The sequence below is a fragment of the Fictibacillus sp. 5RED26 genome (assembly GCF_015903895.1).
GTDB classification, from domain to species: domain Bacteria; phylum Bacillota; class Bacilli; order Bacillales; family Fictibacillaceae; genus Fictibacillus; species Fictibacillus phosphorivorans.
Genome location: NZ_JACZDU010000002.1, coordinates 698,109 through 722,293, shown reverse-complemented (window position 1 = coordinate 722,293; position 24,185 = coordinate 698,109). Strand labels below are relative to the sequence as shown.

General features: G+C 40.1%; 21 protein-coding genes and 1 other RNA gene. 8 read left to right on the top strand and 14 right to left on the bottom strand.

All coding sequences use genetic code 11. The annotated features are described in order from the left end of the window. Positions 1-1,059, top strand: coding sequence for a threonine synthase (gene thrC / locus IHV10_RS11815; RefSeq protein ID WP_197129450.1), 1,059 nt, complete (start codon positions 1-3; stop codon positions 1,057-1,059). Further along, entirely contained in the window at positions 1,060-1,974 is a 915-nt protein-coding gene (gene thrB / locus IHV10_RS11810; RefSeq protein WP_197129447.1) for a homoserine kinase, read from the top strand. Positions 1,975-2,030: 56 nt separating this feature from the next. On the opposite strand, the gene IHV10_RS11805 is transcribed toward thrB, so the two are convergent. From IHV10_RS11805 to IHV10_RS11795, 3 genes are all read right to left on the bottom strand, one after another. Beyond that, positions 2,031-3,206: a glycosyl hydrolase family 18 protein gene (locus tag IHV10_RS11805; RefSeq protein ID WP_197129444.1), complete on the bottom strand. Its 1,176-nt coding sequence runs from the start codon at positions 3,204-3,206 to the stop codon at positions 2,031-2,033. 408 nt (positions 3,207-3,614) lie between these two features. Next, positions 3,615-4,850 carry an aminopeptidase gene (locus tag IHV10_RS11800; RefSeq protein ID WP_197129441.1) on the bottom strand — a complete coding sequence of 412 codons (1,236 nt, stop codon included), beginning with the start codon at positions 4,848-4,850 and terminating at the stop codon, positions 3,615-3,617. Positions 4,851-5,083: 233 nt separating this feature from the next. After that, positions 5,084-5,995: a GAF domain-containing protein gene (locus IHV10_RS11795; RefSeq protein ID WP_197129438.1), complete on the bottom strand. Its 912-nt coding sequence runs from the start codon at positions 5,993-5,995 to the stop codon at positions 5,084-5,086. Positions 5,996-6,174: 179 nt separating this feature from the next. Between IHV10_RS11795 and IHV10_RS11790 the strand changes: the two genes are divergently transcribed. The 4 genes from IHV10_RS11790 to IHV10_RS11775 all read left to right on the top strand — a co-directional run bounded on the left by IHV10_RS11790 (position 6,175) and on the right by IHV10_RS11775 (position 10,186). Then, positions 6,175-6,636, top strand: coding sequence for a LytTR family DNA-binding domain-containing protein (locus IHV10_RS11790; protein ID WP_197129435.1), 462 nt, complete (start codon positions 6,175-6,177; stop codon positions 6,634-6,636). Beyond that, positions 6,633-7,037: a DUF3021 domain-containing protein gene (locus IHV10_RS11785; RefSeq protein WP_197129432.1), complete on the top strand. Its 405-nt coding sequence runs from the start codon at positions 6,633-6,635 to the stop codon at positions 7,035-7,037. The genes IHV10_RS11790 and IHV10_RS11785 overlap by 4 nt, the downstream gene beginning before the upstream one ends. A gap of 290 nt (positions 7,038-7,327) precedes the next feature. Next, the gene (locus IHV10_RS11780) at positions 7,328-9,715 is read left to right on the top strand and encodes an immune inhibitor A domain-containing protein (RefSeq protein WP_197129415.1); all 2,388 of its coding nucleotides are present in this window, start codon (positions 7,328-7,330) and stop codon (positions 9,713-9,715) included. An 81-nt stretch (positions 9,716-9,796) separates the two neighbouring features. After that, entirely contained in the window at positions 9,797-10,186 is a 390-nt protein-coding gene (locus tag IHV10_RS11775; RefSeq protein ID WP_197129411.1) for a hypothetical protein, read from the top strand. 192 nt (positions 10,187-10,378) lie between these two features. Here IHV10_RS11775 and IHV10_RS11770 read toward each other — a convergent pair whose 3' ends face one another. The 6 genes from IHV10_RS11770 to IHV10_RS11745 form a co-directional block, all read right to left on the bottom strand. Further along, complete coding sequence (locus IHV10_RS11770; RefSeq protein WP_197129408.1) at positions 10,379-13,501, bottom strand: MMPL family transporter; 3,123 nt, start codon at positions 13,499-13,501, stop codon at positions 10,379-10,381. An 18-nt stretch (positions 13,502-13,519) separates the two neighbouring features. Further along, positions 13,520-13,969, bottom strand: a complete 450-nt coding sequence (locus tag IHV10_RS11765; protein WP_197129405.1) for a MarR family winged helix-turn-helix transcriptional regulator — start codon at positions 13,967-13,969, stop codon at positions 13,520-13,522. Between the two features lie 176 nt (positions 13,970-14,145). After that, positions 14,146-14,667: a DinB family protein gene (locus IHV10_RS11760; RefSeq protein WP_197129403.1), complete on the bottom strand. Its 522-nt coding sequence runs from the start codon at positions 14,665-14,667 to the stop codon at positions 14,146-14,148. 377 nt (positions 14,668-15,044) lie between these two features. After that, a complete protein-coding gene (locus IHV10_RS11755; RefSeq protein WP_197129400.1) occupies positions 15,045-16,058 on the bottom strand; it encodes an LLM class flavin-dependent oxidoreductase in 1,014 nt (337 codons plus the stop codon). A gap of 108 nt (positions 16,059-16,166) precedes the next feature. Next, complete coding sequence (locus tag IHV10_RS11750) at positions 16,167-17,165, bottom strand: LLM class flavin-dependent oxidoreductase (protein WP_197129396.1); 999 nt, start codon at positions 17,163-17,165, stop codon at positions 16,167-16,169. A 107-nt stretch (positions 17,166-17,272) separates the two neighbouring features. After that, positions 17,273-18,496 carry an EAL and HDOD domain-containing protein gene (locus IHV10_RS11745; protein WP_197129393.1) on the bottom strand — a complete coding sequence of 408 codons (1,224 nt, stop codon included), beginning with the start codon at positions 18,494-18,496 and terminating at the stop codon, positions 17,273-17,275. A 220-nt stretch (positions 18,497-18,716) separates the two neighbouring features. Here IHV10_RS11745 and IHV10_RS11740 point away from each other — a divergent pair, with 220 nt between their 5' ends. Together IHV10_RS11740 and IHV10_RS11735 are read left to right on the top strand one after the other, a co-directional pair. After that, positions 18,717-19,247, top strand: a complete 531-nt coding sequence (locus IHV10_RS11740; protein WP_197129390.1) for a general stress protein — start codon at positions 18,717-18,719, stop codon at positions 19,245-19,247. A gap of 17 nt (positions 19,248-19,264) precedes the next feature. Beyond that, positions 19,265-19,471 carry a CsbD family protein gene (locus IHV10_RS11735; protein WP_066397538.1) on the top strand — a complete coding sequence of 69 codons (207 nt, stop codon included), beginning with the start codon at positions 19,265-19,267 and terminating at the stop codon, positions 19,469-19,471. Positions 19,472-19,519: 48 nt separating this feature from the next. On the opposite strand, the gene IHV10_RS11730 is transcribed toward IHV10_RS11735, so the two are convergent. The 5 genes from IHV10_RS11730 to smpB all read right to left on the bottom strand — a co-directional run bounded on the left by IHV10_RS11730 (position 19,520) and on the right by smpB (position 24,137). Continuing rightward, positions 19,520-20,356, bottom strand: a complete 837-nt coding sequence (locus IHV10_RS11730) for an undecaprenyl-diphosphate phosphatase (protein WP_144698131.1) — start codon at positions 20,354-20,356, stop codon at positions 19,520-19,522. A gap of 168 nt (positions 20,357-20,524) precedes the next feature. Continuing rightward, complete coding sequence (locus IHV10_RS11725) at positions 20,525-21,586, bottom strand: M42 family metallopeptidase (RefSeq protein ID WP_197129994.1); 1,062 nt, start codon at positions 21,584-21,586, stop codon at positions 20,525-20,527. 77 nt (positions 21,587-21,663) lie between these two features. Further along, on the bottom strand, positions 21,664-22,644 hold the full coding sequence (locus IHV10_RS11720) for a nuclease-related domain-containing protein (RefSeq protein ID WP_197129387.1): 981 nt from the start codon (positions 22,642-22,644) through the stop codon (positions 21,664-21,666). A 539-nt stretch (positions 22,645-23,183) separates the two neighbouring features. Beyond that, positions 23,184-23,521, bottom strand: a transfer-messenger RNA (tmRNA) gene (ssrA, locus tag IHV10_RS11715). 148 nt (positions 23,522-23,669) lie between these two features. Next, a complete protein-coding gene (gene smpB, locus IHV10_RS11710; protein WP_197129384.1) occupies positions 23,670-24,137 on the bottom strand; it encodes an SsrA-binding protein SmpB in 468 nt (155 codons plus the stop codon). Positions 24,138-24,185 lie beyond the last annotated feature (48 nt).

The following is a 24,185-nucleotide window of genomic DNA, read 5'->3' as shown; positions in this document are numbered from 1 at the left end:
ATGCATTGGAAAGGACTTTTACATCAATATAAAGAATATTTGCCGGTCAATGAGTCTACTCCCCTTCTATCTTTAAACGAAGGGCATACTCCACTCATTCCCCTGACACATCTATCTAAGGAATGGGGTATCACCCTTTATGCGAAGTACGAAGGAGCGAATCCGACAGGCTCTTTTAAAGACAGAGGCATGGTGATGGCTGTGGCAAAAGCGAAAGAAGAAGGCAGCAGAGCGATCATCTGTGCATCTACAGGAAATACATCTGCTGCAGCTGCGGCTTATGGCGCAAGAGCTGGCCTCAGATGTATCGTTGTCATTCCTGACGGTAAGATCGCTCAAGGAAAATTGGCTCAAGCAAAAATGTATGGAGCAGAGATCTTTGCTATAGAAGGAAATTTTGACGAAGCTCTTCAGATGGTACAAAAAATGAGTGATGAAGAAGATTTCACTCTTGTTAACTCTGTAAATCCATATCGTCTGGAAGGACAGAAAACAGCAGCTTTCGAATTGGTTGATGCGCTAGACGGAGCTCCTGACATCCTAGCAATACCCGTTGGAAACGCTGGTAACATCAGTGCTTATTGGAAAGGATTCAAAGAGTATGATGCAGTGAGATCCTCTGGACTCCCCCGTATTCATGGATTTCAAGCAGCCGGTGCAGCTCCTATCGTAAACGGCTCTGTGGTAAAGAATCCTGAAACGATTGCAACTGCCATCCGAATCGGGAATCCTGCGAGCTGGAAGTTAGCTTCATCTGCATTAGAAGAATCAGGTGGGGTCATTGATGCTGTTACAGATGAAGAAATCTTAGAAGCTTATCAGATGCTTGCATCCAAAGAAGGTGTTTTCGCTGAACCTGCTTCTTGCAGTACGATTGCTGGATTGTATAAACAACACAAACAAGGTTTGCTTCCAAAAGGCGCTTCGGTTGTGGCCATCCTAACCGGCAATGGTCTTAAAGACCCTGACATCGCGCTAAAAACAGTGCAACAAGAACCAATCCTAATTCCGAATGATTTTGATCTACTACGTCAACAGCTAAAAGGATGTGTTGTATAAATGAAAGCAGAACCTTTTTCTATTCATGTTCCAGCAAGTACAGCCAATCTTGGTCCCGGCTTTGATTCTGTCGGGCTTGCGCTAAATAGATACTTAACGGTTCACGTTCAGCCGTTCGCTCCGAGAAAAACAACATTTCACGGCGAAGAACTTCAAGCATTCAATAAAGATGAGAATAACTTAATCATGCATGCTGCACATTTCACAGCAGATTCTTTTAGAAAAAAACTGCCTCCGTGTCAGCTAGATGTGGTTAGTACGTTTCCAACATCAAAAGGAATGGGAAGTTCTGCATCAGCGATCGTGGCAGGCATCGAACTCGCAAACATCCTTTTAAACCTTGAACTTTCTAAAGAATCAAAATCACTACTTGCAAGTTCACTAGAAGAACATCCTGATAATGTGATACCCGCCATCTTTGGAGGACTTACGATCAGCTTTTACAATGGACAAGTGGTAGAAACGGTCCATGTACCAGATGTTGCAGTTGAGATGATCGTTGCCATTCCAGATGGAGTTCTTCATACGAAACAGTCTAGAGGCTCTCTGCCAAACCTTCTTCCCTTCAACAAGGCGGTTGAAGGAAGTGCGATCAGCAATGTTCTTGTTGCAGCATTGATGAAGAACGACTGGAAGAAAGCAGCCGATATGATGAACCGCGATTTGTTTCATGAACCGTTTCGTTCGAAATGGGTTCCCCTGTATGCTGAACTTAAGGAAAAAGCAATCGAGCTCGGTGCTTATGGTGCAGCTATAAGTGGATCGGGACCATCCATCGTCTGTTTTACGCCTCATCAAAAAGCAGCAGGTATCACAGAACAACTGTCAGCACTGTTTCCTCAGTACCACTTTGAAACAGTTTTTCCAGATCGCAGAGGTGTAGTCGTCGAAAAATGTTTGTCCGCTGCTCTATAACTCAAACTTAAACAGGAAAAAGGATTAAGCACTGAAAATGCTTAATCCTTTTTGTCTTATTTATGAGCAATCTCAAATTGATCTCTTAGTAGCGTCCAGTTTTCAGGGAATGGTTCTCCTAATACCCAATAACCAAGCCCTCTTAATTTATATTTCTTCACGAGTTGATTCTTTGCTTCAGCACTTTGTTCGTTCTCAAACCAAACAACGTGCTCTTTGCCGCTATCATCTTTGTAATTAAAAAACGGTGCTTGAGACTCGTTATCGTATTTTACAGTCGCATCTTCTTTTAATGCCAAATCATGTGCTTCAGCAGGCGCGACGCGTTTAGCAAATTTATTTCCTTTTTTATATGGAAGTGTCCAATCATATCCGTATAGCGGTGCGCCCATCACAATTTTTTCTGAAGGAATGACCGATGTTGCATACTTCACTACTTTCTCTACTTGCTTTACAGGCGCAACAGCCATTGGAGGTCCACCAGACCAGCCCCACTCATAGGTCATAAGAACAACAAAGTCAGCTAGCTCTCCATGACGTTTATAGTCATGTGCTCCATGCCACGGTCCTTTTTGTTCATCACTTGTCTTTGGAGCTAATGCAGTTGATACTTTAAATCCTTCTTTTTGAACTTGTGGGATGATCGTTTCTAGAAAACCGTTATATAGCTCTCGATCTTTTTCTTTAATATGTTCAAAATCAATATTCAGTGCTTTATACCCTTTTTGCTTCATCGTGCTGATAACACTCCCAATCAGCGTTTTTGAAGCGGTTTTATCTGTGAAGATGTTATGTGCGATCTCAGGTGAAAAGTTTCCGTCTATAAAGTTTGTTAACACCATCATCGGCATGGCTTTAGATTTCTTCACTTCTTGAAGCGCCGCATAATCCTTAATCGGCTTAAGTGATCCATCTTTATTTACTTGATAACTAAAAAACGCTACGTAAGTTAGATCGTTTACCGATTCTTGTACATCTTTTATTGATTGTTTCGCTTCGATCGGCTCTAAGAATCCTAAAGTCTCAATCTTCGTTTTACCATGATCCGTTTCAGCTTTTGAGATATCGACTTGTTTTTTCTGTGGCGAATTAATCTGTTCTAACCTTGGGCTATTTCGCGTTTCGTTACTCATGTTCTTTGGAGCCGCTTCGCTTTCCTTCATATTATTAGAGTTGCCGCAGCCGCTAAGTACAATCGTAAACGCCGCAAAAAGCGCGACTATCTTCTTCATAAACAAACCTCCTTCATTTTCGTTATTTTTCCATGAAGAGGTTTGTCCTATTCTCTTTTTTAAAAATAGATAGCTCGTACCTTCAACTCCTGTTAGTTTCTTAGCTTCCATTAGGTACAAAAAAAAGGAAAATAACTAATGTATAAAAGAGAGCGGATTTATTCAAGACTGATGCTAATAATTGTTTTCTTTTTACTTCTTATGCAAGTTGATTGGAGTGCAAGGTTGCCGACTCCTACGGGACGAGCGGTCAGGTGGAGACTCCTAACGGCGCAAAGCGGCAGGAGGCTCACCGATCGCCCCGTGGAAAGCGTGCAACCTGGAACGGAAATCAACACCCTTCAAGTCTTCCGGATATTGGAAAGCAACAATAAAAAAAGACCCCAACAGCGTGGAGTCTTTTAATCTTTATATCGCCCAGTTTCCATTCTTAAATAACGGAATACGTTTACCATCCTCATATTCAGCTTCAATTTCAAGATCTGCAGAACCGATCATAAAATCAGTGTGGCCGCGGCTGAAGTTGATCTCTTTTTCTTCCATCTGTTCTGGTGAAAGATTTCCTGCATCCTTCACTGACATCGTGATTGATGTTCCGATCGCTAGATGGCATGAAGCATTTTCATCATACAATGTGTTATTAAATGTGATACCTGAGTTTGAGATCGGTGAATCGTGAGGAACTAATGCAACCTCACCTAAGTACCTCATTCCATCATCGATGCTAAGTAGCTGTTTCAATGTGTCATACCCTTCCTCAGCCGTGAAATCAATCACCTTACCATCTTTAAACGTTAAGCTGAAGTTATCAATGATGTTCCCCATCGCGGAAAGTGGTTTTGAGCTTGATACTTTACCGTTTACACCATATTTTCTCGGTGTCGTGAACACTTCTTCCGTTGGCAAGTTCGGGATATAATACGTTCCGAACGTTGAATGGTGACCTCCACCAATCCACGTGTGATCTGGATGAAGATCGATGCTTAAATCCGTACCTTCTGATTTATAATGAAGCGTTTTGAACTGCTGTTCGTTTAAGTAGTTTACTTTCTCTGTCAACGTTTTCACATGATCGTCCCATGCTGCTACAGGATTATCCTGATCGACTCGAACGGTTTTGAAGATCGCTTCCCATAATGCATCTACCGCTTCTTCATCATTTTTGTCTGGGAATACGCTCTTAGCCCAGCCAACTGTAGGTGCACCAGCAATCGCCCAGTGCATATCTCCTCTTAATTGACCTGCTGAGAAAGCTTGAAGTTTCTCACCGCGATTTTTTTGAACGAACATCATTCGCTCAGAAGGAACGCCTTTATAAGCATTTGGATCATTCCCCGTGATCATCAAAAAACAATCATGATTTTCCACAAGGCTGTTATATTTATCAATTTCCCATGAAGGTAGATCATTTTGAAGAACCTCTTCTGCTGCAAGAGTGAGATGAATGCGGCTTGTTTGTGTATCTGTCCAATCCACCATCACTCGTTTACAACCATTCTCGTATGCATGCTTCGTTACCTTACGCGTAAATTCTGCCGTCTCAATTGGCGAACTAATGAGCAACCTTTGTCCCTCTTTTAAACCTAATCCAACCTTTATCACTAATTCAGCGTATTGATCCAATTTTTCTTCAAATGACTTCATACTTTCCCCTCCGATTGGTGAATACATAAAAACGACTGATAAGTTTATATTATTTTAATTATATAAAAAAATGAATATTATGACTACTGTTTTCTTTAATGACTTCTAAGTGGACTGTAGTGTGAGAAACTTCTTAGCTACCCCCTACTTAGGGTAAGCTCACCTCACCTCCGGAAAAGTAAGGATCTGAAACGGACAATAAAGATAAAGAAACATTTACTTAAAAGAAAAGATCACATAACAGACTGTGATCTTAAATGATTACTTTTAGTTTTATTTAGGCTAAATCCGATCTGCGAGAGTGCACTCTCTAAATTGTTCGTGATCATAATTCCTTTAAAATCTACATCAACATGTAAAGTTGTCATTGCGAGATCAGGTCTGAATCCCGTTAGAATCGGAGTAACACCTATTAACCTCAACAACTTTACAATATTTAACAGATATTCACTAACCGAATTATTGATTCTGCTCACTCCTGAAAGATCAACGATCATATACTCAAGTTCTAAGCTCATGCTGCTTTCTAGTGTGCTTTGAATGATGATTTCTGCTCGATATTCATTGATATGACCAATGATTGGAAGGATTGCAACACCTTTTGTTAAAGGAACGATCGGCACTGAAAGTTCTTTTATCTCTTTATTTGCCTTGTCCAGTTCTAACACGTACGTCAATAAGGATGACATCGTCTGGAAAAGCTCGATGTGCTGATCTGTAAACTCAAAGGTTTCAGTATCTAAACCACAGATGGTTCCGTAATTTTCACCATCTTCATAATAGATCGGTATTGCTATAAAGCTTCCACCACCTAGATCTGCCGTCACATTCAGATGCTTCGTCCGTTCATTTTCCGTAATATCTTCGATTAAAAGAATATCATTGCCTTTATCTACACTCACTTTACAAAACGTTTCTTGAAAGGGCATTGATGTACCTTCTTGAATCAATACTGTGTTTTTATTAATCGCTTTTTTTATTTCATTTACTTCTTTGTCGTTCTTAGCAATAAACAACGTATTAATGTTGATAAGTTTACTCATAAAATGAAGAATATTCTCTGTTGCTTCTTCAAAGTTTTTAACCGATTTATTTTTAAGTGTTGCATTTAGATGAATAGACAAAGTAAATGACCAACCTTTCATTTCCAAAAATCTCTTTGAGTTTATACTTTGATGGTCCACCCATTTATTTACCCTTCGCTAAATGAAATAAACATTTATGTAAAAAAAATATATCTTTCAACCGTCATTCTAGTCTTCTTATACCAAATTATGGTACTTGCGATTTGGATTATGCGATACTTTTTTTGAGGTGATGTTATTTGGAAATTAAGATTGATATTGATCCAAAGTATGAACAAACTGCCATTACGATTCAAACAAATGAAATGACTTCTGAGTTAGAGAGGATTCTCCTTTGCCTTAAGAACACCAAAACAAGCCACATAAAAATTTTTGGGACGAAAGAAGATCAAACGTTTATTTTACAACCATCAGAAATTGATTATTTTTATTCTGAAGACAGAAGAACTTATGCAAGAACGAAACAATCACACTATGAAGTAAGCATGAATCTCACTATGATCCAAAGTCATTTGAGGAATCACTATTTTGCACGCTTCTCTAAATCAGTAGTAGGAAACGTAAATCAGATTAAACGTTTTGAGTTATCGTTTAACGGAAATTTGTGTGTGTACTTTCATTCTGGACACCGAGAATATGTAAGTAAAAAATATGTTAAAGCACTAAAAGAAAAACTATTAAACGGAGGTACTAATGAATGATTGTGAATAATTGTTTTTTAAACAAGCTTTTAATCGGATTGAGTTTTGGTGCGGTGATATTTTTTGTTGCTTTAACTAGTTACATGCTATTCGAAATTGAGATAACTATAAAAGAACTTTGGCTGAATTTCACAGGTTCACTACTGGTCGGAATCTACTTTTCAACTGCATCGGTGATTTTTGATATTGAAAAATGGAGTACCCTTAAACAAACTAGTATTCACTTTATAACTTCAGTCGCATTCTTCTTCCCCATTGTCATACTTGCAAAATGGGTGCCTGTTGAGCCTTCTCCACTCATAATATGCTTCCTGTGCTTTCTTATCATCTACAGCTTCATCTATTTAATCTTTTATTTTCATTTCAAAAGAATGGAACGGCAGTTAAACGATTTACTCTAAACGTTTATAAAAGCTAAAAAAAAAACAGCTCTTTAAACGAGAGTTGTTTTTTATGTCTAAAGAACTATATGAAAACTCCTAAAATAAAACATTCTTCACCATTTTTTCAAATTAAAAGTGTTTGAAAATAGTTCTTTAAATAGTAAATACTCCCTATTCTATATAAAAAAACACGGGAGTTATCTCCTATTCTAGTAGTTGCGTTATCATGGTAACATTTTGAATACACGGAATTATCCGACAATATATGTCGGTTTTCGGTAACTACTACGATTTTAGGGGGAATCTTGGTGAAAAAAGGGAAATGGGTATCTGCTGCACTTGCTACTATGTTAAGCTGCTCTGCTTTTTCAGGTGTTAGTGCTGCACCAGCGAATGTATCATCCGATTTACAAGCAACACATCAACACGAAGATCACAAAGGACATAAGCATGGAGGCGGTCCTTTTGATTTAGGCGTCGCTAACGATGAAAAATTGATCGAAATGCTGAAGAAACAAGGTGAAATCAGTAAAAATGCATCTGAAGCAGATGCACAGAAAAAATTACAGCAATTTTTACACAAAAAACAAGAGAACGCTTCTAAATTCTCTGAAGGTGCTTTAGAAGATGAACATAGTGAAAAACGTAAAGAAATTAGAAGTAAGCATAAAAAAGATGGCCTTAAAAAAGATGGTAGAAAAGAAGATAAGATCAAAAATGTAAAAGAAGAAAAGTGGAAAGGACAAAAGCGTGTAGATAACGTTCTTGTTCTTATGATAGAGTTTCCAGACTACCCTGCTACGAACATTAAAGCAGACGAAACAGATATGTTTTATGAAGAATATCCTAAGAAACACTATGAAGACTTAGTCTTTGGAAATAAAGGATATAAAGGGCCGAATGGGGAAAAATTAATCTCCATGAAGCAATATTATGAACAACAATCTGGTGGAAGTTACTCTGTAACAGGTAGTGTTGGAGGTTGGTATAAAGCGAAACATCCAGCTGCTTATTATGGAGGTAACGTACCTACTCCAGACGGTAACGACAAAGACGCTCGTTCTCTAGTAAAAGAAGCATTAGAAGCGGCGGCAAAAGATCCGAACATTAACCTAGGAGACTATGACCAAGAAGATCGCTACGACCTAGATGGAGATGGCAATACGCGTGAAGCTGATGGTTTAGTAGACCACCTTATGATTGTTCACTCAAGCGTTGGTGAAGAAGCTGGCGGAGGTGCACTTGCAGGTGATGCAATCTGGAGCCACCGTTGGAACCTTGGTTCACCTTTCCCAATCGCAGGCTCAGAGTCTGAAGTTGATTATTGGAACGGTATGATGGGAGCTTACGATTATACGGTTCAACCTGCTGATGGAGCTGCTGGTGTATTCTCTCATGAATATGGTCATGACCTTGAGCTTCCAGATGAGTATGATACACAGTACACTGGCCAAGGTGAGCCTGTTGCTTACTGGTCGATCATGTCTAGCGGAAGCTGGGCTGGTAAAGTTCCAGGTACGGAGCCAACTGGTTTCAGTGCTTGGTCTAAAGAGTTCTTACAAGCGTATATCGGTGGTAACTGGTTAAGTGGAGAAACGTTCGTTTACGAAGAGATCGATCGTAAAGGTATTGAAGTACTTCTCGATCAGGCAAACACGAAAGGTACGAACAATGATGCCGTTCGCGTTGACCTTCCACAAAAAGAAACCGTGGTTAACAAGCCGTATAGCGGGGAAAATCAATATTTCAGTGGCAGCGGAGATGACCTGGATAACTCATTAGTTACCTCTCTTGATCTTACAAAAGCTTCAACAGCTTCACTAAACTTTAAAACTTGGTATGACATTGAAACAGATTGGGATTATGCTTCTATTCAAGTGAAAGAAGAAGGAGCAACGGATTGGGTAACTGTTAAAGGAAACCTGACAACAGATACGAATCCAAATGAACAAAACCCTGGCCACGGTATTACAGGAAGCACGAATGGTGAATGGGTAAACGGAGCGTTCAATCTATCAGCTTATGCTGGCAAGAAGATCGACCTGAAGTTCAACTATTGGACAGATGTAGCTGCAACAATGCCTGGATTCTTTGTAGATGACATTTCTGTAAACGTTGATGGAACTGAAGTATTGTTTGATAATGCTGAAGGAACGTCTACATTTAAGCAAGAAGGCTTCACGAAGAACCAAGGAAAATTCTTTTCTGATCATTACTACTTATTAGAATGGAGAAATCACCAAGGTGTTGATAAAGGGCTTGGGCACATCGCTCGCGGTAAAAGCTTGATGTCTTATGATGGCGGACTTGTTGTTTGGTACGTGGATAACAGCTATTCTGACAACTGGACAGGCATCCACCCTGGAGATGGTTTCTTAGGCGTAGTTGATGCCAACCAAGAAACGCTTAAATGGAGCGATGGTAAAGTAGCTTCAACTCGCTACTTGATCCATGATGCTGCGTTCAACACAGATAAAGGTAAACCGATGTTCTTAGATTACAAAGCAATCAATGGAACATCGCTTACAGATAACGCGATCCATCCAAACTCCGTATTCAATGATAAAGATGACTACTCTAACCCTGGACTTCTAGACGCAGGACGTAACGTTCCACAATACGGACTAAAGTTCTCAGTTGAAGGAAAGAGTAAAGATAATTCTGTAGCGAAGATTAAGATCTCTCGCAAGAAATAAACATTATTCAGAAACCCAACTGTGTACATGCAGTTGGGTTTTATTTTCCTAGGGTAAACTGTTAATAAGGAGGGTATAAAGATGAAAAAGTTCGTACGCGTATTCTTAACGGTTTTTACACTGATCTTGCTTATGAGTTGCAGTTCACAAGAAAACGATAATCTTCCTGGGAAAAACACAAAGGAATCAGAAGAAAAAAAGGCAGAAACTGATCCAAAAGATTCCTCTGATTCTAAATCTGCAGAACAAAACGAGGTGACTGCCATGATCGCGAATGACGAAAGAATCATTCAGATGCTCAAAGATAAGGGAGAGATTCCTGAGAATGCCACAACAGAAGAAATCAACAACGCTCTCCAAAAATATCTGCAACAAAAGAAGCCTGGCAATCTAGAGGATGAAAAAGCTAAAAAGAAATACATCGAGGAATTGAAGCAAAGTATTCAAAAAGAAAGTAAGACTTCTGAATAATTGTCTGATTTGGCGGGCAGGTGAGACACTTATACGGAAACGTACGAATGTGGTTCACCGCCTGCCCCGCGGAAAGCGAGCATCTGTAACGGAAATCAAATACTTTCAAAGCAACCACATTAGATAGAAAACAAAAAAAGATGGTTTAAAGTGTCTAGTCTTAGAGCACTTTAAAACCATCTTTTTTATTGCTTAACTTCGTTTATATGGCCACCAGTTTGCTTCACCAAAGTTCTTAACTAAAACTGGGATGAGTAACGGCAACACGACAAATGCATATAGAAGCAACCCTACTAAGATGATGGACGCGATCTGCAATAATGAAAGCATTCCAGAAGGCATCATCGCAGCAAACGTTCCACCTAATATGATAACGGCGGAAATGATAACCGTCCCCATCTTTTTCATAGCGAGAAGCATCGCATCTGCAACCGTAAGATCTTTATATTCATTAAATCGATCCATTAAGAAGATGCTATAATCAACCCCGAGCGCCACAAGGATTACGAATCCAAAGAACGGAACAGCCCAGCTGATACCTGTATATCCTAAAAGATTCACATAGATGAATTCATTGATCCCCATTGACGTGTAATACGTTAAAATGAGTGAACCGATCAAGTAGACAGGCATTATTAAAGAACGGAACAAGAATACGAGAATGATCGAGATTCCTACTAGCATGAGCAGAACGGTTCTTGAGAAATCATTGCTAGAAACAGTCTGCAAGTCAGCGTTTGAACTCGTGATTCCCCCAACTGCCACTTTTGCGTTTTCTAGCTCCGTTCCTTTTGTCACTCGATTGATCGCTTCTTTTATCTCGCCTACTTCATCAATTGACTCGTTAGAATAAGGGTTGATTCCAAACACTACATCCATCGTCATCGTTTTGCGATCTTCTGATAGATAAGCATCAAGTGCCTGTTCAAAATCCTCGCTTTCAAGGACCTCTTCTGGCATATAAAAAGCACTCTTATCCTTTGTTTCGGCTAGGTTGTTCAAATAATCCTGCGCAGAACCAAGACCATCTGACACTTGATTCAATCCGTCAGCACTCTGATCTAAACCAGTCGTTAACTGACTAAACTGACCACCAAGTTCTTCAAATCCTTTTAGAAGTTCTTGTTGGCCGCTATTGATACCGCTTAAGCCGTTTGTTAACTTAGGCACATTATCAACGATCTGACCTTGACCGTTAGCTAACTGCCCGAGACCGGACTGAAGTTGATCTGTACCATCGATCACTTGCTGAAGTCCACCAATAATGCTTTGCTGGTAACCATTAACCTCTTTAAATTTCCCATTAGCTTGTTGAACACCTGATGAAACTTGACTCAATCCACCGTTTAATTGGTCTAGTTGACCTTTGATAACAGGCAATTGGTTTTGAGTTGCTTTCACTGTGTTCTTTATTTTCTGATACTCTGCATCGTTTTCTGGAATTTCATAACGATCTTCCAAAGCTTGAAAATCTTGTTCTGTAATCGAGGCTAAAGCAGTATTCAAGCTTCCTAAACCTTGCCCTAGTTTTACGTAGTTTGATTGGATCGTTGATAGATTTGATCCCGCTTGTTCATAACCCTGCTGAATCTTTTGATAACCAGCCAACAGCTCTTGTTGTTTAGATTTTATCTGTTGTAATCCCTTTTTTGCGTCAGCTGCTCCTATCGTTCCTTTTCGAATTCCATCTTCTATCTTCACCAGATTCTTTTGAATCTCGTTTAAACCCGATTGAGTAGCACTCGTGCCGTCGATAAGCTGCTGAATGCCGTCAGTCGCACCAGTCAGCTGCGGCTCAGATTTTGATAACTCTCCGCTCGCTTCCATAAGTCCGCTGCTGATTTTATTGATCCCTTCTTTTCCATCACCAAGGCCATCGCCTAAGCTCTCTGCCTGCTTGTAGACGAAGAATTCTTCAACCGGTTCGCCTGTCGGCCTGGAAACAGACCTTACCGCATCAACATGATTAACCTTTTCTAGTTCCTGACTGATCTTTTCAGCAAGCTCCATGTATGAAGTCGAGTCCATACTTTCATCATTTTTAATAACGATGTTTGTTGGCATCGATTCTCCCGCTCCAAAGCTTTCTTCAATTACATTAAATGCTTGAATCGATGAAACATCCCCGGAAATTTCTTCTAATGAGTTAAACGATAGCTTTCCATCGTATGTTACAAGAAAAGGTACGCAAATGACCGCAACGAGTATGAGTGACAATAACGGACGCTTTAACGAAAAGTTCCCTGCAACTGCCCAGAGCTTGCTTTCGCCATGCTCCGCTTTTTTCTTAGATGGCCAAAAGATTTTCTGCCCCAAGACCATCATGAAGAAAGGAACAATAGTGAATAGAGCGACTAAAAGTATACCTACACCAACCGCGACGGCTGCTGCTGATTGATAGAGAATGAACTGTGAAAAACCGATCGCAGCAAATCCAATCATGACCGCCAATCCACTAAAGAAAACAGTACGTCCAGCCTGACGATACGTTGCGATGATCGCTTCTGTTTTACTTTCTGTGAGTGTTAATTCCTCTTTATATCGACTTAGCAAAAGAATGCAATAATCTGTCCCAATTCCAAACAGTACAGCGACTAAAAAGATCTGCGTATAATTGGAAATTGGAAAGTCGAACGAATCGACTAACATCGCCACGATTGATTGTGAAGCAAGATACGTCACACCAACGGTTAGCAATGGAATAAGTGGTGCAACAACCGATCTGAATACTAAAAGCAACACGCCTAGAATGAAAACAACCGTAATTCCCTCTGTTTTCTTAAGACCTTCTTCAGAACTCTTTACAAGATCTTCGTTGATCATCCAGTTACTTGTGTAATAGTGATCAACTTTGTTGTCTTCGATCGTTTTATATAGAGCCTCATTCACTTCACTTGGCTCCCGGTCATTCCAAGCTACTTTTATGGACGTTAAGATGGAGTTTCCATCTTTTGAGACTAACTGCTTCTCCAGACTTTTTTCATTAAAGTGAGTCAGAATCTCTGTGATTCCTAGTTCTTCTTTGTTCTTTTCAAGTTGACGAATCGCACGCTCAACTTCTTTTTGATCTGTGGCACTAAGTCCCTTTTCATCTGTAAAGACAAGGGCTACGGTAGACTCATCTCCACCGCCTTCTTGTTCCTGAACTTCGCTCATAAGGTCTGAAGCCAATGATGACGAATAGCCATCCGGTACATCGACTTGTCCTTTTTCTCGTACCAGCTCTGCCATATTAGGTGCAGATAACATAAGAACGGCAACGACAGCGATCCATGCTACAAGCACAAGCCATTTTTGTTTTAAAATAAACCGCACGATTTCTCCCCCTGCCTATTATTTTTCCTGAAGTGTTGTTAAGATGTTATTGATCTTTTCGTACGTTTCAATAAACTGCTTGATTTCCTGCTCCTCAAACTGAGTAATGATGGATTCTACCAAGTTGTAGATTCGCTCTTCTGTTTTTTTGTAAAGCTCGAGTCCCGTTTCCGTTAATGTGAGATAAACGACGCGGCGATCATTTTGATCTCTGGTTCTCTCGATCAAATCTTGATCCCACAATTTTGTGATCACAGCTGTAATGGCACTTTTTTTCACATCAAAAACTTTAGCTAGCTCGGTTGACGTGCAGTTCTCAGTCTTGTAAATGTACTTCAATGTATAAAATTGATCATTAGAAAGTTCACTCTGCAGCTGTTCTTTTACGAGGGACTCCCCTTTTTTATGAACGGCAAATGTGAGATCGATATAACGATCAACAAGTTCTTTAATGGATAGTTGTGACATGGTAACCTCCTGGTGGTTCATTTTTTTAACTGTTCAATCATTGAACTATCTATTTCCAAACTTAGATTACATGGTGGACAAGCAGCTTGTCAATCACTCTGCTGTAACTTTTACAGAGATCTATTTAAACGTAACAAAAAAGACATATCTCTTTAGATATGCCTTCTTTATCTTTCTTATGAAGTTTGCTTGTTTTCTTGTAGTGAATAAAGATAAAAAATATAATCGATCGATGCTCCTTTATAGCCGAGCTGATTGACGATTGCCGATAGATGACCGCGATGATACGTGCCGTGATTCACGATGTGCTGATTAAGATCTGCATAGGTTGAATGTAGTGTTCCGAAATGTGGATGATGAACGGTAATATCAGCGGATAAATCTCCTATTCCTTTGATGAAATTCTCGTAGTCTTCAGATATGGATTGAAACTTCATGTGCATGTTTTGTAGATCTGCCAAGTTTAATTCTTCGTGTAGCTGTTTTAAGGAGTTAAAAATATCTTCGAAAGTTTCCCCTTTTAGTACCTGTAGCCATACATAATCAACTTGATACATGTGTACGAGAACATCGGCAATCGTAGGAAAAACACTTTCTACCTCTTTTCTATACATTTCGGTTGGAAGTTCTTTAAGTTTCTCAAATACCTTCTCATTAGCCCAAGAGTTGAATTGTTGAAGCTGTAGCGAATTACCCATCTTTAATACCTCCAAGTTTGTTATTCCAGGTACTAATTTCGATATTGAGATGGAAAACTCCTTTGAATATGCAAACAAATGTTCTTTTTCGTTAGACAAGAATTCGTGTGGCTTTTGGAAGAGACTGTTCGCTTTCTGCGGGGCAGGATGTATGCCACATTGTATACCCTCCGAGGCATTTGATGGGTTCAATCCAGAAGTTTTATAATTTTATCCACAAGATCTGCCCTTCAATCCAAAAGTTTTGCGGTTTTATCCACGAGTTTTGCTGCTTAATCCAAAAGTTATCTGCGAGTCTACAAACTTCGACAAGTTTTGAAACTCAAATACCCAAAAAAAGCGCACTCCCCTAAGGAGTACGCTGATCATCACATACCTTATTTTACGATCTCTGATAACAACTCAAAAGAACGCAATCTTGCAGCATGATCGTAGATCTGACCATTTACAATAATTTCATCTGCCTGTGTTTCGTCCAAGAACGCTTGCAGCTTAGCTTTAACCGTTTCAGGACTACCGATAAAGGATGTGCGTAATTGTTGGTCGAGTGCCGCTTTTTCATACGGACTCCAGATCCCATCCATGCTCTCAACAGGGGGCTTCAGCTTCGTTGGATTTCCACGCACTAAGTTGACGAACTGCTGCTGAAGAGAAGTAGCGATTCGTGCTGCTTCCTCGTCTGTATCTGCGATTACTACGTTTGCTCCAACCATCGCATACGGTTTCTCAAGTACTTCTGATGGTGTGAATGTATTACGGTATAACTCTAGAGCAGGAATCGTGTTGTCTGGGGAGAAATGACTCGCAAATGCAAACGGCAGTCCTTCTCTACCTGCCAATCGTGCACTAAATCCGCTTGAACCTAAAAGCCAGATTGGAATATCTTGCCCTTCTCCAGGAACTGCTCTAACTTTCATCGGCGATTCTGCTCGTTCTGGATCGAGATACGTTCGCAGTTCATCTAACTGATACGGAAAATCATCACCCATGTTGCCTAGATCACGGCGAAGCGCTTGTGCGGTTACCTGATCAGTTCCCGGAGCTCGGCCTAGTCCGAGGTCGATTCTTCCGGGATAAAGTGCATCAAGTGTGCCGAATTGTTCAGCAATCACGAGTGGGGCATGGTTAGGAAGCATGATCCCGCCAGAACCGACACGAATTTTTGAAGTACCACCCGCCACATGTCCGATCACGACCGAAGTAGCAGAGCTCGCGATTCCAGGCATGTTATGATGTTCAGCTAGCCAATAACGGTTGTATCCCCATTTCTCAGCATGCTGAGCGAGATCTAACGTATTTTGAAACGATTCCGTTACCGTTCCGCCTTCAACGACCGGTGCAAGGTCAAGAACTGACCATTTCACATCACTTAAACTTTTTTTATTGGACATCGTAACGTCCTCCTTATTTAAAGCAACAAAAAATTAGCTACTATATTTTAATAATTCGCTACTAGTATAACAAGTTTGCTTTCTTAAATAAAAAATCCTGCTTATCCTTTATGTGGATAGCACGTGCTTAGCGAGCAACTCATATGACTTTTTGCGGTCTTCATAAGAGTGAGTAATCGTCACAATCATTATTTCATCTGTATGATAGATTTCTTGAAGTCTCTGTAGTTCTTTCTTTACCTCTTGTGGTGTGCCTATCATTATTTTTCTTTTTGCCTCAAGTATTAATTGTTTCTGTTCTTCTATTGAGAAATAGCTCTGAGCTTCTTCTAGTGTCGGAACGCCACATCCCTCGCCAGCAGCATTCTGTTTTCTCCATAGAATTCCTGGTAATGCGAGTTCCTCAGCACGTTCCGTTGTTTCTGCGCAGATCACAGAAACCGCAACAATGGTTTTTGCTGTTTTCAATAATGATTTTGGCTGAAACGACTTTTGGTAGGATGCTACAATTTCGTGCCCTGGCTTATCACTCATGAAATGACCGAACGCATAAGCTGTTCCAAGTTCTGCAGCTAAATCAGCACTTTTTTGGCTTGTTCCAAGAATCCATGGAACGGGCGATATCTCAGGGACTGGCGCGGCCTGAATCTTAGAGAACATATCGTAGTTTGGAAAATCGTTATGCAGAAAATGCAGCAGTTGTTTAGTGTAGTCAGGAACTTTTCGAACATTCTCCAGATAATTGTCCGAAAGAGCGATCGACGCTTCTGCTGACCCCCCAGGTGCACGGCCGATACCTAGATCGATTCTATCTGGAAAAAGGGTAGCAAGCATGTTATAGGTTTCCGCAACTCTGTAAGGTTTATAATGCGGTAAAAGCACAGCTCCTGCGCCGAGTCGTATCTTTTCTGTGTTTGCCCCTATGTAGCTCAACATCACTTCTGGCGCTGAACAAGATAAGCCGCTAAAGTTATGATGTTCCGCGATCCAATAACGAATATATCCGAGCTTTTCTCCCTCTTTTGCCAGATCCATTGAAGCTTGAAGAGCATCTTGCGCACTTTTACCAGAGGAGATTGGTGATTGATCGAGTATGCTTAATTTCATCAGGTGCATCCTCCCTTGTATCCTTGTATTTTACTCCAATCTGACTCTCTTTACTTTTTTTGAGGATTATATAATAAAAAAAGAACCCCACTTGAGGTTCGATAAAGCTAAACTTTTATTTCAGTATCCGCCTTTACAAACTGATCAGCAGATAATGTACTTGCTCGGTAATGCGTAAAGAGTTCCGCTTCTGTCAAATTTAACGTGCGGCAAATCGACTGAATTTCCAGCCATGAACCTCTCTCCAAACCTTGTACGATTTTTAATGCAAGGTTATAGGAATCCCTATTCCCTAAAAGAGCTTCAGCCAGCTCGTTCGTTATCGGAAGGTCTGCGATCACATCTTTCATGTTCTTACTTAGCAGAGTGTCGATAAGAGAAAACATACCAAACATGTAGAGATGGTTTTTAGATACACCTACAGATTTTGCGATGCGTTCAAAAAAGAAGGCCCGAGTAAGACTCATCTTTACAATTTCTAATCCATTATCGACTCTGTTCAAACTCGACATCATCAAAATCATAACGAGCTTTTTGATCTCATATAGACCGACTAGAACGACAGCCTGTTTAATCGTTGTAATCTTACTTTTAAAAAAGTAGGTACCAGAATTCATCACTTTCAAAAGCTTATAAGAAAGCGAGAGGTCACGTTGGATCAAGCTGCTGATCTCATCAATGTCTGGATCGGAACCATTCAACTTTTCTAATAACAAAAGATAGTTAGTTGGAATAGGAGCGATATCCTTTCCTTGTAATATAACGGGTCTGCTAAAGAAGTAGCCTTGAAAATACTCAAATCCTAGCACTTTGGCTTCTTCAAACTGCTCCCGTGTTTCGATCTTTTCAGCTAGAAATGTAATCTGCTCGCGGTACGTTTCGATCATAATCTTCATCTCTTCGACGTCCATGATTAAATAATCTACTTTAATAATATCGATATAAGGCAGAACTCTATCTAAGTTGCGGTTTACTGAAACATCATCCAGCGCAATAATATATCCTTTATTCTTCAACTCTTTACAGACTTCAAGTACTTCGTCCGTTAGACGAACATCTTCTAAGATCTCAACAACGATATATTGAGGAGAAATATAAGTAGGAATTCGATTTAACAACAGATTTTCCGTAAAGTTTATAAAACATTTCTTGCGTTCTCCAACTTCTTTGATCCCGATTCCAGCAAAGCTGTTCACCATCACATCTATCGTAGCACTGTCATGATCCAAGCCATCATATCTATTGTTCTCACTGTTTCTATATAAAAGTTCATAAGCCACAACGTTCTCATCTTTATCTAAGATCGGTTGTCTGCCGATAAAAATATCCATTTCAATCCCCATTCACAATCAATAATCTTTTTTTCCTTTATATAGACATCAAACCATAAATTGTAAACAAGTACAATACGTGTCTTACTGTTAAATGTTTCCAAATGATGTGTTTTATATTCTATGTATACTTTTGTCGAACCTGCAAGTTCATGTTTCATCTTGATGACCAGTGGGAACACAAACAACGTATTAATCTTCTACAAAAAGGAGGAAATCGATGGATACTCATGGTAAAGTAGTTGGTGTTTTCCGTTCAGAAGATGATGCGATCGATGCAATTAAACAACTGAGAGAAGAAGGTTATAATGACAACGAGATTTCAGTGATCGCAAAAGACAAAAAAGAAGTAAAACATATTCATGAAGAAACCGGATCAAAAGCTCCTGAAGGTGCTGCGACAGGGATGGCTACTGGTGGCATTCTTGGTGGACTTGGCGGGCTATTACTAGGTGCAGGTGCACTGGCTATTCCAGGGATCGGCCCGATTGTAGCGGCAGGACCCATTGCTGCGGCACTCGGTGGAGCAGCGGTAGGCGCTGGCGCCGGAGGAATTGTTGGAGCTCTTGTAGGATTAGGAATTCCTGAAAATGAAGCGAAAGAATACGAACAATCTGTTGAAGCTGGGGACATTCTCGTTCTCGTTGATACGAATGAAGTAAGTCGACATAGACAGGTTAATGATACATTCCGTACGTACCGTTCAACAAATGCACATCGTTATGAAGATTCATATTCCAACAAATATTAAAAGGAGGATGATTCAATATGAAAAACGATACAATGGAAGGCAAATGGAAACAGTTGAAAGGTGAAGCTAAGAAACAATGGGGCAACCTGACAGATGATGATTACGATCAAGCACAAGGTGACCGTGAAAAAATGATCGGAAAGATTCAAGAAAGGCACGGAAGAAAAAGAGAAGAAGCAGAACGTGAATACGACGATTGGTATAGCAGAATGGAACAATATTAAAAAATAGTGAAACCCCACTTGTTTGAACCAAGTGGGGTTTCTTTTTCATTACATGATAACAAAAAAGATAACAGCTACAAGCACAAGACGATAGATCGCAAATGGCGTTAGCTTAACTTTTTCGATAATGTTTAAGAAGAAGCGGATCGATAACATAGCGAATACAAACGCACTGATAAATCCAACAATAAAGAACGGCATAGCATCCATACTAAAATACTCTAAGTTCTTTAATAGGGAAATACCACTCGCACCTGCCATGATCGGAACGGCCATGATAAATGTAAAATCAGCTGCAGCACGGTGACTAAGCCCTAGAAGGACACCACCTGAAATCGTAGCACCAGAGCGTGAAAATCCTGGCCACAGGGACAAACACTGAATCAATCCAATAGAGAAAGCTTGTTTGTACGTAATCTTATCTACTGTGTCAATAACAGGATTTTGATTTTTAGCAGCAAATCGATCAGCAAAAATCATGAGAAACGCACCAATCGCGAGTCCAATGAGTACAGTGTTCGTCGTGAAAAGGTACTCATCAATATAATCTTCAAACAACAAGCCAAGAACACCTGCAGGTAAGAGACCCACGATGACTTGCGTTAATTTTAAACGGCTCCCCGTAATTTCATTTGTTGCTTTGTTTCTGCTAAGTCCAAGCATATCGATGAATCGTTGTCTGAAAACAACGACTACCGCTAAAATCGAACCAAGCTGAATCACAACTTTAAATGTATTCGCTGGGTATTTACCTAAAAAGTCTTGTGATTTTAACCACATGTCATCCACAAGAATCATATGTCCCGTAGATGAAACAGGAGCAAACTCCGTCAAACCTTCAACTAACCCTAGAATAAGGGCTTTTAACAACAATAGGATGTCCATAAAAATTACTGATCTCCTTTAACAACTTATACTCTCATCTCTATATAATAGACGTTTTTTGATGATTAGCAAAGAATGATGTAAAACTTTTTATAACACTGTAACATATTGCGATAAAGTGAGAAACCCCGTCGGAATAAAATCCAACGAGGTTTTTTTGAGTAGTGTTTAGTAATCCAAAAGCGAATGAAGTTTTTCTTTATCCATAACCTTTACTAGCTCTACTAAAAGCTTTGTGCTATTTTCTAAGTCACTTTTACTGATCATGGATGTATGGCTGTGAATGTAGCGAGCCGCAACTCCAACTACAAGACTTGGAATACCCTTTTTGAAGAGATGGAACTTTCCAGCATCAGTTCCCCCGCCGAGCATCACATCTACTTGGTAAGGTATGTTATGTTTCTCTGCAACCTCGATAATTAAATCACGAAAACCGGTGTGCGGAATCATCGACGAATCGAGGAAGGTAATAAGCGGTCCTTTTCCGAGCTTCGCCTTGTTCGCATTCCCACCAGGACCATCTTCTGCAACGCCCACATCAAGAGCGATCGCGACATCTGGCTCCATAATGGCTGGTGCAGTTATTGCTCCTCTAAGCCCCACTTCTTCTTGAACGGTCGCACCACAATAGACGGTGTTTGGATGCTTGACGTTTTGAAGTTGTTCTAAAACCTGAAGCGCTGTATAACAGCCTGCTCGATTGTCGAGTGCTTTAGCAAGAATGGTGTCACCGTCAGGCATCAGTTCAAAGGGGCATATCGGAAGAATCGGATCACCTACTCTAATTCCCCACTCCTTCACCTGGTCTTTATCCTTCGCACCAATATCAATAAACATCTCTTTCATCGGATAAACCCGGTTTCGTTCGTCTGCCGTTAAGATATGAGGTGCCTTTGATCCAACGACGCCTGTGAACGTTTTACTTTTCGTCTGAACATGGACACGCTGCGCGAGGAGAACTTGTGACCACCAGCCTCCTAATGGAACGAAGCGCAGATAACCTTGCTCTGTGACCTCACTGACCATGAAACCGACTTCGTCCATGTGTCCTGCAAGAAGTATTTTAGGACCGTCATTCGTAGATCCGTGTTTTTCACCGAATACACTACCGATATGGTCGTTCATTAATGTGGCACCTGTTTTGCTGATCTCGCGCTTCATGATCTCTCGAATCGCTTTTTCAAAACCAGGAGCACCATTTGTTTCGGTTAACTCTTTTAATAAGTCCATCATTTTTCACCTTCCTATTTTATAGGATGGGAAAAATATACGGTTTGAATACGTTCTTTTTCAGAAGGAGAATGAAATTATTCAAAATTGAAGGTTAGTTCATATTTTCTGCCTTTATTCGTTCCGATTGTTTTAGAACATAGTGAGTTTAAAAGGTGTTTCGTTATATGAGGTGAGTTGATATGGAGGAAATCATTCATTTGGCGGTTATTTATCGTATTTCCAATTAGCAAGTAATAATCATGTAGGGCTTGTATATGAGCGTCTTTAGAAGTGGTCATACATCTAGAACAAGCCCATGTACCAAACGTTCTGTGCATACTATATAATTTACAATTCGTACACTGAATTCCTTTTATTAAATCACTTTCTGAGATTTGGAAATGCTGAAGAATATTGAATTTTAGTGGATGGTGTTGTAATTGAAGTTGTAAGGAAAGATTATGATGAGATTCCTTAGTAAGGAGATGATTGGTGTGTCTGACCTCAAGTTCTTTTATTTTTTCAGGCAAAACATAGAAAGGTAATACGAATTGGGAGAGAGTGTGAGATTTTTCTTTTTCAGTGGATTTGATTACTGATTTATCATTTCCGATAATTACAAGCGGTTCGATTGGAATGGAAGGATATTTATAAAAGGCAAGCCACTTTTGAAGTTGCTCTACATGTCTATTTACTTGAATTATTGGACTGCTGAACGCTCTTTCATCCTTATTATCATTGATCCTGATCAACTGATTAAATGTTGAGTCAAAAATAAGAGTTCCAGTTATGTTTTTTACTTCGATGATAATCATGAAATTTGAGGATAACAGGAGGCAATCAATCTGGAAGTAATGTGCCCCATCATATAGACGAAGGTCATGAAAGATATGGTACTTCTGTTCGGGTAAAAAACTTAGCGGAAAATCTAATGAACGCTCACCTCGATATCCAGCGATATTTTTTGCATATGTTTCAGAAGCAATTTGTCTTTTTGGATGATCAAGATCAAGTCGTCTAAATAGTGCCTCAAACTTAAATAACTTAATCGGCTTTGTTCGTTTTTTGATGATCAAGGTCTAACTCCTTTCTTGATTATCTTAAGTATAATTCTTGAGTTTACATGCAAACTCCTTTGAGGAAATAAGATATCGGCAACTTTTTTGTTATATCGGCGAGAATGAGTATTTTATCTGCAAATTTCGAATTATATCGGCAAGAATTAAAATATATCGGCGAAAATCAAATTATATCGACATTTACCCAAATTTAGCATACAAAAAAGGACTCACCCTAATGGGCAAGTCCTGTTATCCACCTATGTATGGTGGAGACGGTGGGACATGTTATTCCATGCTTTCGTCATGGCACTGACTATATCTTGAACCTGAAGAATCAGGTCCTTCGGCGTATTATACGAAATATAATTTTACTTGAGATTCAAAGCAAATTTCGTATCCTAGTACTACCAGAATGGCAGCCTATAAGTCGATACACGGCTGTTGGATTGCTCCACATACCGCTCGGCATTGCCTTGCAACGATAAACGTTGGTTAGGTTTCACCGATAAAGCCGAATTATCACTTATGTGTTACCACATAAGGCGACTAATTATTAATCGAACCCACGTCCAAAGATATTGGCACTTAAGCTTCTACGAGTGTAGTCGGTTTATTCGCGTTTCGCGGATCCGTCTGCCAGCCGACAGGCGCCTGGACCGCTAGCCTGATTATTCTCTTCCATCGTCCTCAGGCGGAGGACAACCGGCGTAGCCCACTAAGAGTGAGTCCCTTACCCTACCACATGGGCGATGGAGGGAGGAACAGCTAAAGTGCTATTACGCAGCTAAAGCTAAGTTGTTGTTTTGTTTGCCAGTTATTGGCTGTGGCGTTTTAACGAGGCCGACCCCCTCGACTCGCAACTTAAGCTCAAACTACCCCTGTCGAATCCGTAACGTCCCCATTATAAAATGGTAAGCAGAAACTTAATTCTGCCGAACCTCGGAAAGAGATAAAAGCTCAATCGCTTCTATTCACTTGTGTACTCAGTATAACATTTTTGCTTCATCGTCTCAATTGTAACATCCTGTAAAAGGAACCAATTAATCTTTTTGTCGATCTCGGAATGCACGTTCAATTTCTCGCTTCGCATCCTTCTTCTTCAGATCGTCACGCTTATCGTAATGCTTCTTCCCTTTTGCAAGTCCGATCAAAAGCTTCGCAAAACCATTCTTCAGATACATTTTCAAAGGAACAATCGAATATCCTTGTTCTTTAGTAGCACCTAACAGCTTATTGATCTCTTTGCGGTGTAAAAGCAACTTACGCGTACGAAGTGGATCATGGTTGTACCGATTTCCTTGCTCGTATGTGCTAATGTGCATGTTGTGTAGAAACAACTCGCCGTTTTGCACACGTGCGAAAGAATCTTTTAGATTAGCCCTGCCTGCGCGAATGGATTTAATCTCCGTGCCCTGAAGGACAATTCCTGCTTCAAATGTTTCTTCGACGTGGTAATCGTGCCGCGCTTTCTTATTCTGTGCGACTACTTTCCCTTCTCCTTTTGGCATGTAAAACTCAATCCTCCCCACAGCAAGTGAAGTTTAATTATAGCAATA

Coding starts and splice junctions, on each gene's coding strand:
- thrC (WP_197129450.1), top strand. CDS start 1: ATGCATTGGAAAGGACTTTTACATCAATATAAAGAATATTTGCCGGTC.
- thrB (WP_197129447.1), top strand. CDS start 1,060: ATGAAAGCAGAACCTTTTTCTATTCATGTTCCAGCAAGTACAGCCAAT.
- IHV10_RS11805 (WP_197129444.1), bottom strand. CDS start 3,206: ATGAAGAAGATAGTCGCGCTTTTTGCGGCGTTTACGATTGTACTTAGC.
- IHV10_RS11800 (WP_197129441.1), bottom strand. CDS start 4,850: ATGAAGTCATTTGAAGAAAAATTGGATCAATACGCTGAATTAGTGATA.
- IHV10_RS11795 (WP_197129438.1), bottom strand. CDS start 5,995: ATGAAAGGTTGGTCATTTACTTTGTCTATTCATCTAAATGCAACACTT.
- IHV10_RS11785 (WP_197129432.1), top strand. CDS start 6,633: ATGATTGTGAATAATTGTTTTTTAAACAAGCTTTTAATCGGATTGAGT.
- IHV10_RS11775 (WP_197129411.1), top strand. CDS start 9,797: ATGAAAAAGTTCGTACGCGTATTCTTAACGGTTTTTACACTGATCTTG.
- IHV10_RS11765 (WP_197129405.1), bottom strand. CDS start 13,969: ATGTCACAACTATCCATTAAAGAACTTGTTGATCGTTATATCGATCTC.
- IHV10_RS11760 (WP_197129403.1), bottom strand. CDS start 14,667: ATGGGTAATTCGCTACAGCTTCAACAATTCAACTCTTGGGCTAATGAG.
- IHV10_RS11755 (WP_197129400.1), bottom strand. CDS start 16,058: ATGTCCAATAAAAAAAGTTTAAGTGATGTGAAATGGTCAGTTCTTGAC.
- IHV10_RS11750 (WP_197129396.1), bottom strand. CDS start 17,165: ATGAAATTAAGCATACTCGATCAATCACCAATCTCCTCTGGTAAAAGT.
- IHV10_RS11745 (WP_197129393.1), bottom strand. CDS start 18,496: ATGGATATTTTTATCGGCAGACAACCGATCTTAGATAAAGATGAGAAC.
- IHV10_RS11740 (WP_197129390.1), top strand. CDS start 18,717: ATGGATACTCATGGTAAAGTAGTTGGTGTTTTCCGTTCAGAAGATGAT.
- IHV10_RS11735 (WP_066397538.1), top strand. CDS start 19,265: ATGAAAAACGATACAATGGAAGGCAAATGGAAACAGTTGAAAGGTGAA.
- IHV10_RS11730 (WP_144698131.1), bottom strand. CDS start 20,356: ATGGACATCCTATTGTTGTTAAAAGCCCTTATTCTAGGGTTAGTTGAA.
- IHV10_RS11725 (WP_197129994.1), bottom strand. CDS start 21,586: ATGGACTTATTAAAAGAGTTAACCGAAACAAATGGTGCTCCTGGTTTT.
- smpB (WP_197129384.1), bottom strand. CDS start 24,137: ATGCCAAAAGGAGAAGGGAAAGTAGTCGCACAGAATAAGAAAGCGCGG.